The organism is Mycolicibacterium arseniciresistens (genome assembly GCF_030519285.1).
Taxonomy (GTDB): domain Bacteria; phylum Actinomycetota; class Actinomycetes; order Mycobacteriales; family Mycobacteriaceae; genus Mycobacterium; species Mycobacterium arseniciresistens.
On record NZ_JAUMSQ010000291.1, the window covers coordinates 1 to 2,692 of the forward strand.

The following is a 2,692-nucleotide window of genomic DNA, read 5'->3' on the forward strand; positions in this document are numbered from 1 at the left end:
ATGCGGCTCGGTGTGCCCACCGCGAGGCCGGCCTCGACGGCGGCGCCCGCATCGTCGGCGTGCACGTGCACCGAGTACTGCCCACCGCCGGAAGCGGCGATGGCCACGGATTCACCGAGGTGGTCGAGCCGGCCGCGCAACCGCTCGACGTCGTCGGCGCCGCAGTCGCTGAGCAGGTACATCACCTCGAACTGGGGCGGCGCCGCGGTGGCGTTCCGTTCGCCGCCCGAGTGGGCGCCGGGGGACGGTGAAGGGGACGGGGAAGGCACGTACTCCGCGCGCCGGGTGGACTCGCCGGTGAGCGTCGAGGTCATCGCGTCCAGCAGGACGAGCAGGCCCCGTCCACCGGCGTCGACCACCCCCGCGGAGGCCAGGACCGCGAGTTGTTGCGGGGTGCGGTCGAGGGCGTCGGCCGCGGCGTCGGCGGCCACAGCAGCGACGTGGGCCGCATCGGCACCGTCGGAGGCGACTCCGGTGGCCGCATCGGCGGCGGCCTGCAGCACGGTGACGATCGTGCCCGGCACCGACTCCCCCATCGACGTCGCCGCGAACGCCGCGGCCTGTCGCAGCGTGGCGGCGTACAGCTCGCCGTCCACCTCGGGGAGTTCGCCGCCACGCTCGGCGGCGGCCTCGGCGGTGACGACGGCCAGCCCGCGCACGATCTGGGACAGGATCACCCCGGAGTTGCCACGGGCGCCGTGCAGGGCGCCCTCGGCCAGCGCCGCGCTCACTGCGGCGACGTCGCCGGGTCCCTGTGCGTCGACCTGCTCCCATGCCGCGCGCATGGTGAACAGCATGTTGGTGCCGGTGTCGGCGTCGGCGACGGGGAAGACGTTGAGGCGGTTGATCTCGTTGGTGTGGGTGATCAGGTCGCCCACCGACGTGTGGGCCCACCGGCGCAGCGCGCAGGCGTCCAGCCGCCGACCCGCCATCCCACCTCCAGACCCGTGTAGTCCGCCGTCGCGTCAGCCTAACGAGTGGCGACGACACCGCCGACCACATCAGCCGGGCTGGTCACGCCCTGTGGACAGCCGATCCACAGCCGCACGGGCGCCGTTTTGGGGAATGCCGCGGCGGCCGGTATCCTGATCAGGTTGTCGGGTCACCCGCTTGCGGTCGTTGGCCCCCAAGATCCGAGCACGTACTGATCCGAGGAGTTCTGACTATGGCTGCCGTGTGCGATGTCTGCGGGAAGGCCCCCGGCTTCGGCAAGTCGGTGTCGCATTCGCACCGGCGTACCAGCCGCCGCTGGAATCCCAACATCCAGTCGGTGCGCGCCGCCTCCCGCCCGGGCGGCAACAAGCAGCGCATCAACGTCTGCACCTCGTGCATCAAGGCCGGCAAGGTCGCGCGCGGCTGACCCAGCCGGGCTCCGGCCGTCTCTACTGGGGGTTTAGCCCCCGGGACGCAGGGGGAAGCCCTGTCTTCATGGCGCTTCGCAGCACGTCCCAGTCTGTTCTCCTCACTCTGGCCGCCGGCGTGGCGGCCGGCACCCTCTTCACGGCGTGCGGCGACGATTCCGGCGGGGAGAGCGAGACCTCCACCACCGAGACCACGTCGGTGACGACCACCGTGGAGACCGAGACCGAGACCCAGACCCAGGTGCCCGGTTCGACGACGCCGTCGCCCGAATTGCCCGGCACCACCGGCGGTGACGCGACCGTCGAGGTCCCACCCCCGCCTGCGGTTCCGTCGCCGCCTGCGATCCCGTCGCCTCCCGCGATCCCCGCACCACCGGCGATTCCTGCACCGCCGCCGATCCCGGCGATCTCCGGTAGCTAGGGCAGTTGCCAGTCGACGGGCTCGGCGCCCATCTGCGTCAGCAACTCGTTCGCGCGGCTGAACGGCCGCGATCCGAAGAATCCGCGCGACGCCGACAGCGGTGAGGGGTGGGGCGACTCGATCGCCACACAGTCCCCGCCGGCCAGCATCGGCTTGAGGGTGGCCGCGTCGCGCCCCCACAGCACCGCGACCAGGGGTTTCTTCCTGTCGGTCAGCGCCTGGATGGCGCGCTCGGTGACGGCCTCCCAGCCCTTGCCGCGATGGGACGCGGGCGTGCCGGGCCGCACGGTGAGCACCCGGTTGAGAAGCAGCACCCCGCGTTGCGCCCACGGCGTCAGGTCACCGGTGCTGGGCTGCGGAAGGCCGAGGTCGGCGGTGTACTCGGTGAAGATGTTCGACAGGCTGCGCGGGATCGGCCGCACGTCGGCGCCGACAGAGAAACTCAGGCCGACGGCGTGGCCCGGCGTCGGGTAGGGATCCTGGCCGACGATCAGCACCCGAACATCGGCGAAGGGGTAGGTGAAGGCGCGCAACACGTTCGGGCCCGCAGGCAGATAGCGGTGCCCGGCGGCCAGTTCGGCGCGAAGGAACTCCCCCATCTGGGTCACCTGGTCTCCGACGGGCGCCAGCGCGCGAGCCCAGCCGGGCTCGACGATTTCTTCCAGTGGGCGTGCGGTCACGAGTGGCCAACCTAGCGTGCGCGGTCGGTCAGAACGACTGCCATCCCCGGTTGCCCTGCCACGGCCGACCGTCCACCAGGACCTCGGGCGGACCGTCGAGGACCCGTCCGATCACCCGCCAGCCCTCGGGCGGCGGGCCGGGGAAGGTCGCGACCAGGGCGTGGTCCTCACCGCCGCCGAGCACCCAGTCCCAGGCGTCGGCCCCGGTCGCCGCCGCGGCCGCGGACACG

Annotated in this window: 4 protein-coding genes and 1 pseudogene; 2 read left to right on the plus strand and 3 right to left on the minus strand. The window is 72.4% G+C overall.

All coding sequences use genetic code 11. The features are described from left to right. On the minus strand, positions 1-932 hold a 932-nt coding region (locus Q2100_RS25910; protein WP_302916376.1), incomplete at its 3' end, for a DAK2 domain-containing protein. Between the two features lie 233 nt (positions 933-1,165). Between Q2100_RS25910 and rpmB the strand changes: the two genes are divergently transcribed. Both rpmB and Q2100_RS25920 read left to right on the plus strand, forming a co-directional pair. Next, on the plus strand, positions 1,166-1,360 hold the full coding sequence (gene rpmB, locus Q2100_RS25915; protein WP_264011750.1) for a 50S ribosomal protein L28: 195 nt from the start codon (positions 1,166-1,168) through the stop codon (positions 1,358-1,360). Positions 1,361-1,428: 68 nt separating this feature from the next. After that, entirely contained in the window at positions 1,429-1,782 is a 354-nt protein-coding gene (locus tag Q2100_RS25920; protein ID WP_302916377.1) for a hypothetical protein, read from the plus strand. On the opposite strand, the gene Q2100_RS25925 is transcribed toward Q2100_RS25920, so the two are convergent. Further along, positions 1,779-2,462: a uracil-DNA glycosylase gene (locus Q2100_RS25925; RefSeq protein ID WP_302916378.1), complete on the minus strand. Its 684-nt coding sequence runs from the start codon at positions 2,460-2,462 to the stop codon at positions 1,779-1,781. The two genes, Q2100_RS25920 and Q2100_RS25925, sit on opposite strands and share 4 nt — an antisense overlap. A 28-nt stretch (positions 2,463-2,490) precedes the next feature. Next, positions 2,491-2,692: pseudogene (locus Q2100_RS25930) on the minus strand (thiamine-phosphate kinase); the annotation flags it as partial.